The 15,738-nt window shown below is 31.9% G+C and carries 14 protein-coding genes; 5 read left to right on the forward strand and 9 right to left on the reverse strand.

The features are described 5' to 3' along the window. The 3 genes from AHA02nite_RS15410 to AHA02nite_RS14825 all read right to left on the reverse strand — a co-directional run. On the reverse strand, nucleotides 1-378 hold a 378-nt coding region (locus AHA02nite_RS15410), incomplete at its 3' end, for a peptidoglycan-binding domain-containing protein (RefSeq protein WP_281284108.1). A gap of 812 nt (nucleotides 379-1,190) precedes the next feature. Continuing rightward, entirely contained in the window at nucleotides 1,191-1,523 is a 333-nt protein-coding gene (locus AHA02nite_RS14820) for a hypothetical protein (protein ID WP_146818650.1), read from the reverse strand. After that, complete coding sequence (locus tag AHA02nite_RS14825; protein WP_146818652.1) at nucleotides 1,507-2,307, reverse strand: ParA family protein; 801 nt, start codon at nucleotides 2,305-2,307, stop codon at nucleotides 1,507-1,509. The genes AHA02nite_RS14820 and AHA02nite_RS14825 overlap by 17 nt, the downstream gene beginning before the upstream one ends. Before the next feature lie 939 nt (nucleotides 2,308-3,246). Between AHA02nite_RS14825 and AHA02nite_RS14830 the strand changes: the two genes are divergently transcribed. Beyond that, complete coding sequence (locus AHA02nite_RS14830) at nucleotides 3,247-4,482, forward strand: hypothetical protein (RefSeq protein ID WP_146818654.1); 1,236 nt, start codon at nucleotides 3,247-3,249, stop codon at nucleotides 4,480-4,482. A gap of 470 nt (nucleotides 4,483-4,952) precedes the next feature. Here the strand turns inward: AHA02nite_RS14830 and AHA02nite_RS14835 are convergent, their stop codons facing one another. Next, entirely contained in the window at nucleotides 4,953-5,360 is a 408-nt protein-coding gene (locus AHA02nite_RS14835) for a PBECR3 domain-containing polyvalent protein (protein ID WP_146818656.1), read from the reverse strand. A 472-nt stretch (nucleotides 5,361-5,832) separates the two neighbouring features. Here AHA02nite_RS14835 and AHA02nite_RS14840 point away from each other — a divergent pair, with 472 nt between their 5' ends. Further along, on the forward strand, nucleotides 5,833-6,414 hold the full coding sequence (locus AHA02nite_RS14840; protein WP_146818658.1) for a recombinase family protein: 582 nt from the start codon (nucleotides 5,833-5,835) through the stop codon (nucleotides 6,412-6,414). Nucleotides 6,415-7,181: 767 nt separating this feature from the next. Here AHA02nite_RS14840 and AHA02nite_RS14845 read toward each other — a convergent pair. After that, the gene (locus AHA02nite_RS14845) at nucleotides 7,182-7,913 is read right to left on the reverse strand and encodes a hypothetical protein (RefSeq protein WP_146818660.1); all 732 of its coding nucleotides are present in this window, start codon (nucleotides 7,911-7,913) and stop codon (nucleotides 7,182-7,184) included. 890 nt (nucleotides 7,914-8,803) lie between these two features. Next, on the reverse strand, nucleotides 8,804-9,802 hold the full coding sequence (locus AHA02nite_RS14850; RefSeq protein WP_146818662.1) for a site-specific integrase: 999 nt from the start codon (nucleotides 9,800-9,802) through the stop codon (nucleotides 8,804-8,806). 973 nt (nucleotides 9,803-10,775) lie between these two features. On the opposite strand from AHA02nite_RS14850, the gene AHA02nite_RS14855 reads away from it, so the two are divergent. Continuing rightward, the gene (locus tag AHA02nite_RS14855) at nucleotides 10,776-11,888 is read left to right on the forward strand and encodes a replication initiation protein (protein WP_170236126.1); all 1,113 of its coding nucleotides are present in this window, start codon (nucleotides 10,776-10,778) and stop codon (nucleotides 11,886-11,888) included. 445 nt (nucleotides 11,889-12,333) lie between these two features. On the opposite strand, the gene AHA02nite_RS14860 is transcribed toward AHA02nite_RS14855, so the two are convergent. Continuing rightward, nucleotides 12,334-12,483, reverse strand: coding sequence for a YvrJ family protein (locus AHA02nite_RS14860; protein WP_218025435.1), 150 nt, complete (start codon nucleotides 12,481-12,483; stop codon nucleotides 12,334-12,336). 180 nt (nucleotides 12,484-12,663) lie between these two features. Here AHA02nite_RS14860 and AHA02nite_RS14865 point away from each other — a divergent pair, with 180 nt between their 5' ends. Next, nucleotides 12,664-13,233: a sigma factor-like helix-turn-helix DNA-binding protein gene (locus AHA02nite_RS14865; protein ID WP_146818668.1), complete on the forward strand. Its 570-nt coding sequence runs from the start codon at nucleotides 12,664-12,666 to the stop codon at nucleotides 13,231-13,233. Between the two features lie 14 nt (nucleotides 13,234-13,247). After that, on the forward strand, nucleotides 13,248-13,451 hold the full coding sequence (locus AHA02nite_RS14870; protein ID WP_146818670.1) for a hypothetical protein: 204 nt from the start codon (nucleotides 13,248-13,250) through the stop codon (nucleotides 13,449-13,451). 286 nt (nucleotides 13,452-13,737) lie between these two features. Here AHA02nite_RS14870 and AHA02nite_RS14875 read toward each other — a convergent pair whose 3' ends face one another. Continuing rightward, on the reverse strand, nucleotides 13,738-14,325 hold the full coding sequence (locus AHA02nite_RS14875) for a hypothetical protein (protein WP_146818671.1): 588 nt from the start codon (nucleotides 14,323-14,325) through the stop codon (nucleotides 13,738-13,740). Between the two features lie 126 nt (nucleotides 14,326-14,451). Continuing rightward, on the reverse strand, nucleotides 14,452-15,738 hold a 1,287-nt coding region (locus AHA02nite_RS14880), incomplete at its 5' end, for a peptidoglycan recognition protein family protein (RefSeq protein WP_246118880.1).

Below are 15,738 nucleotides of genomic sequence, written 5' to 3' on the forward strand. Positions count from 1 at the left end.
ACCGTCTACACCATTGTTTGGAGCATCAATATCCGGATAAAAGTTATTGTCTACTAAGGCTTGCTGTAATACGCTTACGGATTCGCCAGAATGTCCTGGGCGCAAAACAGTACTTTCAGAAGTTCCGCCCGAACTTCCATCAACAATTCCAAGAGAGGAAAGCGTTTCAGGCCCTGCGATTCCATCTACTGTCAATCCATTCATAATTTGATAGCGTCGAACTGCATCTTCTGTGTTAGGTCCGTAAATACCATCTACACCATTGTTTGAAGCATCAATATTCGGGTAAAAGTTATTTTCTACTAATACCTGTTGTAACGCGAATACATCCTCACCCGAATCGCCATTTCTTAATACTGTACTATTTGTGATAGCCAATTCAATCATTCCTTTTTTAAAATTTAATGTCTGCGGTAAAGTTTAAAAGTTACATCCTACTTTTCAATCCATGTCCCCCTTTTTTTCTAGTATTATATAAAGTGCATTTAATTAGATAAAAACAACTTCTTATCTAAAAAAATTCAGAAAAGAGTTAAGCAGTAATGGGGGAATGGCTATTCAAGCAGGGGGGGACCACAATTACTTTGAGAGGAGTAATTATTTGACCGTTTTAATGTAGGGATTATTAATGTTGTAGTTTTATCTATTGTTTGGATTTACTTTTTGGTTTGGTAACATTTGAAGTATCAGGTTTTACTTTTAGTGAGGGCGATGTTTGGATTCCTTGCGACTAAGTTGGGAGGTACGGAAATCAACTATAGCCGTAGTTATCGACATGGGAAATAGTGGACCAATGATTGTCTTTTTTTCGATACTGGACTAATTGAAGTAGGCAGTATATCTAGAATGAAGTACGTTATTTAAAAAGTACTGTCGCAGCAGATTAAAACATCTATTTTATAATTTATAGCCAAAAATGCTGAGTAGTCCCAACTTCCAACTTCATATATAGCAAAAATAAAAAAGGTGTGTATGCCCTGTAGCCAACTAGTAATAGTGGTTAGATAACGTGCATTATCACCTTTTTATTTAAAAATATATAAATAGACGTTTTCACTATTGCTTTTTTAAATCAAAACTCACACAATAATATTGACAAATCGATCATTTTAGCAAATAAACAAGGTAAATACATAAACCTATTATAACTAAAATTATTTTTGTTTTAATATTCACAACGAAGTCCCTTTTTAATCATCATTTATATCTTTTAGAGCTTGCAAAATAGCATAATTAATAAACTCTGTTTTAAAACCGCGAGCATTCTTTTGAGTTATCTTATCTAACTCTTTTGCTAATTCTTTTTCTATTAAAAAGGTTTGTCTCACATGCGTGTCCTCCATTTTCTTTTTTCGTGCTGATTGCTTCAACCGTTTAATTTGCTCTTCTTTATTTTTATCTCCCGAGGAAAGTTCATGGTTTTCAGCTTCTTTTTCCTCGTGGTTTTCAAAAGCTTCAAGGTACTGTTTGGTAGCATTCGAGTTTTTATTTAGTTTATTTTTTATTTCATCTGCTTTGGACATTATTTAACAACTCCTCTACAAACTTTTCATGTTCACTTATAGCAGCTTTTAATTCACTGTTATCATATAGACCGAAAATAGGTAGTCTCCCTGTTGCAGCTTTACGATGGATAACTGTATTAAACATTAAATGACTATACGACTCTTCCATCATCTCAGAGAATATTTTATTATCTGTACGACGTTTATCATGTAACGATCGTAAAATACCAGCAACTTTAATATCTTTACCAATAAGGTCCTTTTTCTGTTGACTAACTTCTTCAACCGTACCAAGGAACCGTTCAATAGCATTATATGAAAATTTTTCAGTATTTGTGGGAATAACCACATAGTCAGATGCGAACATAGCGTTAAGAGTTAATATAGACAATGAAGGTGGTGTATCGATGATTAGGTAATCATAGGACTCTTTTACTTTCTCTAGTGTGTTATATAAAGCAAGGCCCGGTTTTTGTCTGTGCTTTCTGGTGTATTCATTAAAGACAAACTGATCTAGCATTGCTAAATAATCCGTTGCTGGCAAAATGTCTAAGCCATCACTCACTCTAATAATATACGTCCTTGGATCTTGTGCTTTTATCGCCTCTAATATATCTCTTTCTCCAAATGTTTCTGTTGCATCATCAACCTCAGTTAACATTTGTGTAGAGTTAGCTTGAGAGTCCATGTCGACATGGAGAATTTTATACCCTTTCTTTGATAATAGAAACGATGTAATACCTGATGATGTCGATTTTGCTATTCCACCTTTTTGTAACGAAAATACTATCGCCTTGGTCATTCTAATTCCCCCCACTATTTATTCGAAGTCCATTATAAGTACTTGAAACCTGAAACCGTATTATGTTAATAAAAACCGTTAAACATTTGGTTGACTCAAATGATATGGTTTCCTTTGGAAGCTTTAATGAGATGTCTCAATTTAATGTTCTGTATATATTATAATACCAACAAACAATTATGTAAATGTTTATGTTTACATAATTGTTTGTTGGTGATATGTTTTGGGTTTAATGATTTTGTATATATTTATTTAAAATACTTAATTATATTTAGGACCAACCTAACCTCTTGTGGATCAAGAACTTAAATTTTTATTGAAACTTTTAAATTCGTTTATGAAACAATATTTTATTGACAACATTTAAAACATTATTATTACTAATACTTAAAAGTTCAAACCTCTCTCGTAAAACGAATGAGTACTTCTATGTATTCATTTTCACCGAAGTGTTACTTTCTCTCAAAATGAACGATAAAATTGAGTTTTAGCACCCACAAACACCTTTATTTTTGGAAAGGTGTGTAAGTGGGCCCTCGTAAATTTTGGGATGAATTTTACGACATCGATAAAAGATGCATCAGTAACTTAAAAAGCAATTCACCCCATTATTCGAAGTGATTCAATCTTTAAGAATTCAACATTTTGCTATAACACTCTTAAATAAAAAAAGAACTATTATTTAAATACATAAGTAGTTCAGTTTTGGAGTGCAAAACTTAAATTTGTACCCTTAATTGGACTACTTTTTCTATATGAAATTGTAGACTAACTTGTAGGGCTAATTGTGATTATAATTGCACGACAAAATGTGGGAAATTCAAAGGTGTTTGGTATTTTTATGGTAAAATGAGCTAAAGGACATTATTCAACTAACGTGAGCAGAATAATGAAAGAAGGATTGCATAAAACAGATTTTACTATCTAGAGGGGGACACAATGAAAAAAATGATACTTGTTATCGTCCTATTGTTTCTGGGAGCTTGTTCGACTGATGAAACAAATGGTACGACTTATGGTTTTGAGCAGAATCAAGTTAGGGATGAAGAATATGAATGGTTGCAGCCAAACTCATACCAAATAACGGTTGACGATTCATTTGAATTGGTTTCCAAAAATGTTATGGACACGCCTGAAAATCAAATGCTTTTTTGGCATGAATCATCTGCTAACCAATATACATTTACACTAAAAACAACTACTGAACAATTACAAAAAGAAGTACCCACCATCGACATTCAACCAATAAATAAATATAAATATGTATATTTACAGGAGTATTATGACTTTGGATTAACTGAAAAAGAAGCCCAAGACGCTCTGCAAGCTGTCAAAAAGGAAGTGGAGGAAGACTCTGCGGCATACCTTGAACAAATGAAAGAACAGTCATTGGAGAGGTTATCGGATGTTGCTAACGTGCTTACTACCGAAGATTATGATATAAAGCCCTTTACTTACATGATTAAGACCGAATCAGAACTAGGTGTGATTCATTATGAATTACTTGGTGAGGTGGGAGAAAACTATGTTCGTGCTAGATTATCAATCCCAAGTGAGCAAGATGAAACGTTGTTTGAAAAAATGCTTACTTCAATGAAGACTATTACGTTTAATAAAGATGAATTTGACGCTAATCCTATTTTGGACCAGCCAACAAATTTATCTTATGAACCTAAAGAAAATCTAAAAGGAGATTACCCTGAAGTAGGATATTCCTTTGACTTACCAGAAGTAGCTACGTTTAGATATTCTTTTCCATCGCTTCATACGTACCGATATACATTTGACACGAAGTACGAGGAGAGTGTTGAAAAAGAGCACTTTGGATTAAGGTCTTCAGAATTAGTAGTCAAAGTTGAAAAACAGGAAAATGCTCGAAATCGTGAAGGGGAAATACGAAATAGAGCACTAGATGATTTTGTAGCATACCAGCATGACTACGCTAGAACAATTGATTATTTACATGAAAATGAAGACTTTGATACAGGTGTTTTTACTACTGCTGTTCGTGTCGAATTCGATGGATATGAAGAATACTGGTTCTTAAAAGAAGTGGATGGGCATGTTTACGAGGTATTTTTTGATATCGCTTTTGAAGCACATGAGTATGAGGAATTGCTTGAAAGCTATTTAGGTGTGGTTCGAACGTTTGAGCTTAAAAATGTAAAGGAATAGAAAAAAGGATTACAATCCTAATAAGTAATTCCATTTCCGTGGAGAGATATACGAAAGAATATTATAATTAGGAAATCCTTACGTATCAACAATTGTGGGGTATTGATATTGTTCCTACACTAAAGGGGGCGATTGTTCAATAAGAACGATTGCTCTTAAATTAACGAAGCAGAATAATCAAAGAATGTGTTTGGATTTTTATATTATATTTTTTGGTAATGGATATTCAATAAAGGAGGGAAAAGAACACTTAAAAACCCCACGCATAAAAGCGTAGGGTTTATTTTCAATTGGATCCCTGGCAGGTCGGCGTATCCTGCATCTCTGGTAACTACATAATGTGTAGCGCGTGGGGAACCTTTCCCACCTCAAAGATCCATTAATAATATATGATTTTGTAACAATATGATACCATAAATCGCACTAATGTAAACAAAAAACTACGTAAAAGTATGTAAAACAACTGAAAATCACTTGATGTCACTAAACGCAATTATACGTCCAGACCTTAACCTTTTTTGTACTTTGTGATCAGCATTATGCAAATCATAAAAAGAACTTAAATATAAATAGCCACTTGGATCAAGCTTAATAGCGATCAACAAAGTGTCTGATAACCGCTTATACAATTCAACGCTATTTGGCTCCTTTGGGTTTTGGCCAACATAATCGGGATTGCTAATCATATCGGGAATATTTTGATAATGATCCATAAAGATGTCGTAATGCCCACTTTTACTTAAGTGTTTAATGACACCTGGGTACATTTTAATTTCCTTATCAGGACACTTGATAGATAAATAATCTAATATTTTTTGAGGGACCTTTCCGACAATCTGAGTCTGTCTGGAGTACGGATTAATAGTGTAATTACTCATACAACCCAACCTTTTTAATCTTTGTATATTAATCATATAATATCTTTATTTTTAAAAAACACGTTTCCTTGATTTTTTTATAAAAAAGCTCAATACATAACGATAGTCATGTATTGAGAGATATACAAGAAGAATATTCATACTAATTTGGATCCCAAACATAAGTCTAAGGTCTAATCATGGTTGTCCATCACAGCATTTATACAATACACTTTGCCCCAATTAATCAACCCTTGTAATATTTGTTCCATTAAGATGATTAATACCGTCCTTCAAAAAGCATCCACTTTTATTTTACATCCCCCCTAGTTGTTTTCGAACCAATTTGTTTTTTATCCAAAAGTTTCAACTTTTAGACACAGCTAATCCACTTACTTTTCAAACTTCCTTAACCCCTTTATTTTATCTAAAACATAGTCTATAATTATATGTGTAAAACATTGTAAACTTTTGAACAAAAGAGGTGTCTGCTGTGAAAATTGGTTATGCTCGTGTATCGACTATTAATCAAGACTTAGAAACACAAAAGGAATTATTAAAACAGGAAGGCTGTGAAAAGGTCTATGTTGAACAAGTTACTGGTACAAGTACAAAACCCAGACAAAAGCTAAAGTCTATGTTAGATCATGTTAGAGAAGGCGATGAGGTTATAGTGACCAAAATTGATCGATTGGCACGATCAATCATTGATTTAAATAAAATAGTCCAAGAGTTAAATAGTAAAGGAGTTAGGGTTCGTTTTATTAAAGACAACATGGAGTTTAAAGCAGGTGAAGAACAGAACAGTATGCAGACCCTATTATTTAATGTTTTGGGGAGCTTTGCACAGTTTGAGGCTGATCTAATCCGAGAACGCACATCTGAGGGGCGAGAACGTGCTAAGAAACAAGGTAAACATTTAGGGCGTAAAGGAAAGGATCCTAAAGATATACAAAAAGCACTAAACTTATATGATAAACGAAAACAAAACAACTTAAGTGTAAATGACATCAGCAAAATGACAGGCGTCCCACGTTCTACAATATATCACGAACTTCATAAAATCACTGATTAATTATTTACTATACTTCTTTTATTCCACTGTTTTTCTTTATTAATATTAATATCTATATTAATATCTATCAAAATAAAAATATTAATATCGAAATAAGTACTTAAAATGAACATTAGTACATTATGCTTTATTTGTACACTCTAAATCCATATTGTAGAAATGATACCTGATCAAGATAAGAAAGAACTCGTTCAAAAAACTTAAAAGAGTTTTTCCACTTTGTTTCCTTCATTAAAAATCAATTTCATCATTTATAACAATATCCAAGTCAAATTAAACATTAATAAAAACAACAATATTCAATTCAATAAAAATATAAATATTAACATTAATATTTATATCGAAATGACTATCGAAAATCAGAAAGTCCTAAAAATTTTTCAAAAGGAATTATAGAAGTTGACTTAATCATAACCTCAATTCACAAATTTAAGGGTTATTACTACAATTTACATGTTTTTTAATTAAATAGCCACAGCCTTGTTGAATACAAGACCGTGGCAACATAAACTCTTTTTCTTATTTCCGTAAATCGTTCACGATAAAAATAGACTTTAATGCTAACACTTTTGTTTGATTATCACAAAAACGAAAAAATTTAAAAATAGGTTTATAAATATTATTTGTGAAAAAAGAGTATTAAATCACTTTCCTTGATGTAGTACCATGACGATTAGAGAAATAGTTATTGTTGCTATTTTTGTTTATTTCAGTTTTATGTTTTATTTGAACTAGCAAATTTTATCCATCTATATTCTTATCTTTATTTATGGACAAACTGGTTGAAAGTCCCCATCTACACATGTCCGGTAATCAGGAACCCAACATGAAATAATTGACCCCCCTGCACAAAGTGCTCTTCCCGCAAAATGAAAATTAGGGACTGTACATGCTGCCCCGATTATAGCAGTACACTCACCATCTAATGATTGTTCTGCTTCTTCATATTCAAAGCAAACCCAACACATTTCAGCCATAGGTGATACATCACTATTTGTAGAATTCAACTTTTCTTGCGCCGACTTTTCGGTCTCCTCAACTATATCATTGAGCTCTGTACCTGAGATATCAACGGAATTCTCTTCTCCTGTTCTCAAGTTTGTATATGTTAGCTCCTCAGTATTATGGATTTCTGAGTAGTCTGTATAGAAAACTCCAAACTCCTCATCCTCAAATGAATACATAAATGTCAAAACCGAATTAAATTGTATGTCACCATCTATTTCTTCTCCCTTGTTTAAATCTACTTCATATTGAGCTATCCAACCAAATTGTTCCTCATTTTCATCTAATAAAGGATTAACAACTTTAGGATCTTGATAAACAAAGTTAGATTCATATTCATTGTACTCAGAGGTGTCTTTTATTAAATTGATAAACTCATCTTTTGTGACTTCTTGAGAGGACTCGTTTTCATCTCCCTCATTACTTGCAAACGAGACTAGGCTACTAGATAAAAGCATAACAGCAAAAAATGTTACAATAATTTTCCTTAACATAATATCCCTCCAATATAGTGTTCATGCCATTGTAGGAAAAAAATGTTTAAAATGCAACAATATTAAGAAAATAAATAATTTTTTACGAAAATGTTGATTTAATGAAAATAATTATTTAATATTAAATACATAAAATTTTTAACTTTAATAGATTTTCCAATTTAAGAATAGAGGATATAAATAGTCTTTAAAAATATAAGGAATAAGATAGGAGGGATTAATTTGCGAGCTAAGTTTTATATAATGACTATAATCATTCATATTTTCTTAGGATATTTATGGGTATTATTTTCAAGTCATATTATAAATGTAACTAATTCTTCAAATAGTCCATTTTTTATTGGAGTCATCTTAATTCTATTAGGAACAGTAATATTTGGTGTTATCTTTAATCGAATAACCCCTTTTGATAAGCTAGAATCAACCAATCCAGTAAATATAATAAGAATAATAACCTTTCTAAGTGTGATTATAGTGTATTTTTTATATTAATTATTATTTAGATGCTAATATACAAGGGGGGGCAAAAAGTAACCCTCTTGTAAATGCCCGCATAAATAAAGGGGGTCTGAACTTGAAAATGGGGGGGACTGCATCTATTTAATCAAAAATAGACATTTTTTTATACTCTAGTTTTTATTAAATTCCTTCATAGCTTGTTCGATAGCGTATTTAATAGGCTCTGTTTTGAATCCTCTCGATATTTCTCAGTTAACTCATTCATCTGATAACTCTCTTTTAATAAAGGTATATGTCTATCATGTGTTTTGAACTATAACTTTGAAAGTGGACAATTTAATAAAAATCTAGGCAGCCTACCTCATACTTCCACGTAATTTACTCTTATTTAATATTAACATTTATATTGTTATTATTTATAAAATACGGCTTTATATTTCTTTCAAACTGTTCATATATCTAAAAGCCAAATCGAATCTATTTTTTCCGTGTCCTAACTCAGAGTGAATCAAATCCATTTTTTCTTTCATGTCATTATAACCCCTTTTGTCATGAACACCATAATCAGCGTTTTTACCTTCTCCATAACGCTTTAATACTTGACTCAATATTTTTTGTTCTTTCGAATTCATCAATTCTTTAACCCTCTTATATGCGTAGGCATATCGATAACCATGGCAACCCCGTCCATCCGTCTCTAACCCTGCTTTTTTAAACGCTTCGTTGTTCATCTTGCGAATTGAATCAGACCTTATAGGTACCAGTCGATCAGTCTTTTCCTTCCCTTCTAACATTTTTTCAATTTCATTATTTAGGTTATTAGGAATCTCAATTAAACGATGGCGCCCACCTTTAGTAACTCCTTCTCCTTGTGATATAAAAAGTCGTCCTTTTTCAATATGTTCAACTCTAATTTTAGATACTTCTTCACTCCTTAATCCAAGTTCGCGCATTAGTGTTACAGCCTTTTGCATATTATCACTCATTTTAGATATAACTTGTTCAATTTCAAAATTTGAATATGAACGATCCTGAATGTTTTCCGTTCGTTTAGCTGGAGCTATTAATCGTTTTTCAGAGGTGAAAGTGATTATTTCTTTTCCATATTCCTCACTAAATTTCTGAAAACCACGCTCTAAAAATCTTAAGGCTGTTTCAATATTGCGAAGGTGCCCTTTACTCCCCCCTCTATTTTCTAAATGATGAATATACTTTTCATAATGTTCAGGAGTTAACTGATGTAGTTTTTTTACATTGTATTCATCTCTTACCCATTTTGCAAAATTATATCCAGCTGACAAAGTATGCTTTTTTTGTTTATAGGAATGAATTTCTGGCTTCTGCCCATTTAGTCGAAATTCTCTTTTTGAAACACCAATCTTGTCCATCTTTTCAACCGATTCCTTTACTTGTTTGATGATACTTGCCATTAAATCTCCTCCACTTTTACATAGTTAAATAAGCCTTCACACTCCGTTTTTTAACCCAGAATCGAATATAAGGCTGATATGTCAACTCTGGTCATTTCGCTTCGCATTCCCATTCACCCCATAAGGTGAAACTGAAGTTATACAAAAAATAATGTGTTGTGATTCAGTTTTCAATGTACAACAGTATCAATTCTTTGATTAATTTAACCCGCCCGACCTATATTTATTGAGCCGTCAATTTTTGCTCCAGTTTATTCTCCGACCGCAAAGGTTTTATGCGTTATCAGAGATTAACGCAATGTTTTGCTACCTATTTTCATTTTAATAGTCCCTCCTTTTAAATTTTGAAATTTATCTATTCCCATTAAAAAATAGACTCACCATTTTGGCAGTCTATCTTGTGAAAAATTTTTATATGCTTTTGGCGATTCCAAACAGGGTAGTTCTCTCCCTTAATAAGCAATTACATTCCCTCAAATTAAATTTTAAAAAATACACACTTTAATACGTATGCATACGAATAACTTTAACGCTCCAATTCAAAGATCGGAGAAGTATAACTGTGTTGCCACGTTTGCTGTATGCAAACCACCAACTCTTCTTCAAAACGAACAAGGTAGAATAACTAAATAAATAACTATGACTTTATTATATAACAAAAAGCAAAAGGCAGCAAACTAACTTGATCTCTTTTGTATTTTAATCCATCATCGATTCTTGTTGTATTGTTTAATTATTTTGTTTTATATGTTTTATTGTTTTAAGCATGTGAAAGTTCAAGCAAGAGAAGGGGTTTGGGAGTTAACTATCACACTTTTAATTCAAACTATCACACTTTTAATTCAAACTATCACACTTTTAATTCAAAACTATCACACTTTTAATTCAAACTATCACACTTTTAATTCAAACTATCACATACAATTGTAGTTGTGATAAAATGATTTTAAATATAAATCAGGGGTAGATATTTGTGAATTCAGAGCACTTAGTAACTAAATCGAATAATTTAATAGAAGCACGCCATCGTCATTCTTTAACCACGCGAGAACAAAAAATTATTTTAACAGCAGTGAGTATGATTCAACCCGATGATGATGATTTTAAAACCTATGAAATAGAAATTCGTGAATTTCATAACTTGTTAGGATTAGAAGGTCGTGAATATTATACACAAACTAAAGAAGTTATAAGAGGATTGATGTCTAAAGTAATAGAAATACCGCGTAAGGATGGCGGATGGTTGATTTGTAATTGGGCATCTCACGTTGAATACATAGAAGGTCAAGGAAGGATTGAGTTTGGTTTTGATCCGAAATTAAAACCTTATTTACTACAGTTGAAGCAAGCATTTACATCTTATCGATTAAGTAACATCTTATCTTTAAAAAGCGCTTATGCAATCCGATTATATGAGTTAATGAAAAAATGGCAATACCTCGGAAAATGGAAAGTATCAGTTGATCAACTTAAGGAAATGTTGGGTATACCTAAGGAGAAGTATAAACAATACGGTCATTTAAAAAACCGGGTAATTAATTATGCAATTCAAGAACTAAATACTAAGACAGATATAAAAGTTTCATTTGAAGAAGTTCGGAAAAGTCGAAGAGTGGACAAGCTTATTTTTACAATCGGTCACATCCAATCTAAAGAGTTACAAGTTGAACAAAAAAGCGGGAGTGATATAAGCCAAGATTTATTACAAGAATTGAACCAATTATCAAAAGGATATGAAATTAATTTGGATGCTTTTAATAGGTTATCGAGGATGGCGACCAGTGTGTTTGGTGATAAGAAAGATGAAGAATTGAAACATTTAACTCGAATGATTAATCAAAGAATCGAACTTTATCAAGACATAAAAAATCCAGTTGGTTTAATGATTCACTTATTGACCGAAAAAGAAAAATTAAAAAAAGAAGGTATATATGTTCAAGGGTTCGAGCATGGGGACTTAAGTAGCTCAAGTGAAGTTCTCCCTAAGTGGTTTAAAGAATCTCAAGAATCGAAAGAACTTGAATCAACTACATTAACTAGTCAAGAACTAAAGGAATTAGAAAACTTCTTTCATAAAAATAAATGATGAAAGGGGTGTAATACGTTATTTTCAGAAGTTTACTGTTACAAGTATCACTGTGTTCTATCCATGATCACATTTACATTTATGTTTACATTTAATAATCAATCAAACGCAAATTGCTGGAGGCCCTAAAAGAAAGATAGGGATATAATGTTGCTGAAGAAGGAATGCAAATTGATCCAAATGAGGGCTTCACGAGTTACAACAGTGAGTAAAAATATGGAGTTTCAAGTATGCGACTACCAATAGTGTGGTTACCGAAAAAGAAGCCAAATATCAAATCCCATCTCAGGTGAAACAGGAAAGGTTTTTATTTGAGGTGATGAATAAAGGAAGTTTTTAGAAATCGTGGAGTAGCTAAAAAGGTAAAGATACCTACAGATTCAGCTTATGTTTTAAAACGGTGTAAGTATCTTTATTTTTTTCATTTAGTGGTTGAATAGAATGATTACATTTTAGTATTAACATTTTCTCTTAACTTTGTGATTGCAGACGTTAATTCTGCAATCTTTTTTTCTAATCTCAACAGTAAATAAATTGTAATAGCAATAGGAAATCCAAAGTTTCCAATTAGTTCATATAATAAATCAACCTCCACTTTTATTCCCTCCTTTATAACTTAAAGAGAGCTCCATAAAGAAAATTTCACCCTAAACTGTAAAAATATATTTGAAATATCATATATAAGGATTTAAAATAGAACGTACGTTCGGTTTTTTTGCGAATGTAGTTGATTTTTTTACAGTTTTTTCTCTTTTATACTAAAGGAGGGGAATAAATGTACGATAGTTTTGATTTTGTGGAGAAATTTGTAGAACATAATTCGAGGGTATTTGAACAGCCTATCATTAAGAGTTTTTTTCAGGATGAACATAACTTTGATTTACTAAAAAAAACAATAGAAAATAATGATGAAAATTCAAATGATGAATTGAATCAACGATTTATTAAATTTTATATGAAATTTAGATTGATAAGTTATATATCTGTTTTATCTCAAAGGTATACAAATTACTATGATCAGAAGTTCAGAAAACATAATGAACAAAATAGGTTGATTTTAGATAAGCCAACTTCCAAAGATACTTCTATTATTGACCTGTTTCCTGCGAAAAAAGAATCATATAGATTATACCACGGTATAACAGACATGGTTTCTGATGAGAGAATCATAAATGCAATAAATGATTTACCTAAAAAGAAACAAGATATCTTAGAGCTTAATTATATTAATCAATTTTCAATCAAAGAAATTGCAGAACACTATGAGGACAGTCCTCAAAACATTTCTAAACACAAACAAGAAGCTATTAATAAGATTAAAAGAAAGTTAAGATTGCAATTGTAAAAAGAGGTGAGGTTATGCATAACTTGGATGAGAATGAAATAATTCAAGAAACTTTAATGATGATGAAGCCAAAAATTAAAAAAAGTGTTATGAAAACAAATTATCAGGAAAGAGATGACTTGGAACAAGAAATTAATCTAAAAGTTGTACAAGCTGTTAAAAACAAAAGAATTATACCCGTTGATTTCTGGGAGTTTGTAGAAAAAAACATTGAATAACAAAAGATATATGCCGTGAAGCTTTACTGCGTAGATATGGTTTATAAAAAGAGGGATTGTATTTATGTGATTAGTTCAATTTTAGTGTACAAACAATAATAATGTAGTTTTAAATGATCGTTGAATTATATAACAATTCGACGATCATTTTTCATAGTGTTTTATATAAAAAGCAGATTCCTCCACGGAAAACGCCCAGTCTTATTCAGATAACGTCCTTGTTTTTTGAATAAGGATAATCTAAACTTATTAAAAATCTTAAAGTGCTTCACTCTACATCACCAACTCAAAGGTAGATTATTAGGTACATAGCAACGCCAATAAAAAACAGAAAAAAATGAGTTATACATAAACATAACATTGTCCAACCTTTTCCTAAAATAGCTGATCCAAAGCCAATGATAGGAAAAATAAAGATCAAACCTAAATAAATTAGATTTACTAGGGATGTAGACATATGCTGATCGAAAAAAACTACAATTACTGCGAATAAAATAAATAAATACAACATCAAGTATGAGGTTTTATGAAATTTCTTTTCGTAACCCTCAACCCATTTGTGCGCTACTAGAAGGTAAAACTCATCATCTTTATCTGATTCTTTTAAATCAGATGCATTTAAGGAAGATACTAATGACCTAAAAGATTTTGATTTTATTTTAAGATTTTCGAATGCTTTGTTATTTGAATTATTTGCTTCTTTTTTTTCATTAAAATAATCATCAATTTCTTTTATGAATTCGCTAATTTTTAGATTGCGAGAGTCCTTATGTGATTTAAGAAGAAACCTACGTTTCAATAACATGTATATAACGAAACGACTAAACCACGAGTAAATACGAGGGAGCACCTCTTTTCTAAACAATTTTACCACCTTTTTACCACCTTCTAAATAATCTCTTAATTAATTGATTGATTCTTTTTCATTTTAATATAAAAAACATAAAAATTCTCCCATAAAATAATTTATATGGGAGAAAAGAGATAAAATTTCTATCTCTTAATTAAATATAGGGTCGTATACAGAGCGTGCTAATTGTTTTAATACAGATGTAACTTCATCTACTTTGAAATTTCTTTTTAGTAATATTGCAGCCAAAAGAACTAATACAAATGCCACTCCCTTCAGTAATCTGTCATCTTTGTTCCAATCAATATCATTTAAGGTGGCTTTTTCTTTTACGTAAACTCCATCAGACACTTCTCGTAATATTTCTACAACCATCCAATCTACTTCAACCCATGGGAAAGAAAATGAAAAACTAATATCATCCACAAAGCTAACCCTTGCTTCTATAGTATTATCAATCTCTTCTCCAATAATCTTGTCTAACTCAGCTCGGGCTTCAGCTACATCGTTAAGACCTGGTATTGGGGCTTCTTGCATCATTGTATTTAAAAGTGTTTCTAAAGCACCATCTAAATAATTACCATCAATTGCATTTTCTTCATCCAAATCCCAATCTACATCATTCACATCACCGATGATAATAGAACCTTTTAACGATCCTTTTATTGGTCCTAAATTAACATCATAAGATGTTGAGTAGCTGGTACTTATAGGCTCCTCTACACTAATATATTCATCAATGTCCGCAAACGGCGAATTAATGGAGTGATAATTTTTCCCCTCTGGAATAGTGGACCTCATCACCTGGGTACGAAAACTCTCAAAATGCTCTAACATATTCGCAGGGCAAAGCTTTCCACTCCAATGGTTATGTGTTACCACGTTATAAATTGGGATATTAAAATCATTCATTAGTTTACGAACTAACACAGCTGCATTTCTTCTTGTTTGGTAAAAGTCTCCTCCGTTATTTACACACAATTCAATGCCAATACTATTTCTGTTTCCGTCTCCGGATCCATCCCCGGCGTGAAAGCCTGTTTCATTTGTCGGCAAGTGTTGATAAATCACTCGGCCATCATCTACAGTAAAATGCCAAGACACAGGAGTGCTGGAATTTGTAACATAGTTTGCGTGCATGAAAGCAGTTGCCCCAGGTGCAGTATTGGCTGTTTCATGAATTGTAATATACCGAGGAAACATAGAATAACCAGGTCGATTATAATTCAACGTAGGGATAAATACCTGAGAAATGGAGATATCACCTAAATCACCGCCGATAAAATCAACACTTCCTGTGTCGTCCTCCTCTTCTGGAGAGGTACGAGCTTCCAACCCAAGGGAAGTCAGTGTCTCCGGTCCTGCAATTCCATCTACTGTTAATCCATTCATAATTTGATAGCGTCGAACTGCATCTTCTGTGTTGGGTCCGTAAAT

Origin of the sequence: Alkalibacillus haloalkaliphilus (assembly GCF_007991275.1) — a bacterium.
GTDB lineage: Bacteria > Bacillota > Bacilli > Bacillales > Alkalibacillaceae > Alkalibacillus > Alkalibacillus haloalkaliphilus.